The organism is Ensifer sp. ENS10, from assembly GCF_014852025.1.
GTDB lineage: Bacteria > Pseudomonadota > Alphaproteobacteria > Rhizobiales > Rhizobiaceae > Ensifer.
Window position 1 is genome coordinate 1 of sequence record NZ_JACVAS010000056.1, and the last position, 296, is coordinate 296.

At 66.9% G+C, this 296-nt stretch carries 1 protein-coding gene; it reads right to left on the bottom strand.

The window, feature by feature from the left end; all coding sequences use genetic code 11:
* On the bottom strand, window positions 1–296 hold a 296-nt coding region (locus IB265_RS36350; RefSeq protein WP_192496238.1), incomplete at both ends, for a hypothetical protein.

A 296-nucleotide genomic window follows, 5' to 3' on the forward strand; every position in this document is an offset into this window, starting at 1 on the left:
CGTCGCCGTCCGTCACCGTGTAGGTACCGTTGACCGGCAGAGATGCTCCGACCGTCGGAGCATCCGCCTGGAACTCGTAGCTGCCGTCGGCCTTGACCCGGATCGAGCCCGCGCCGACGTCGATCCAGCCGGACCAGCCGGTGACCGCATCGAAAGCACCGACCGGAGCGCCATTGATCTGCGTCAGCGTTGCTCCATCCGCGCCAGCCGCAAAGTCGAACGAGCCACTGATCGTCGTGCCTTCCGGCACAGCCCCGCCGGCTTCATTCGCCGCCGAAGGCACGTCGTCGTTGAAG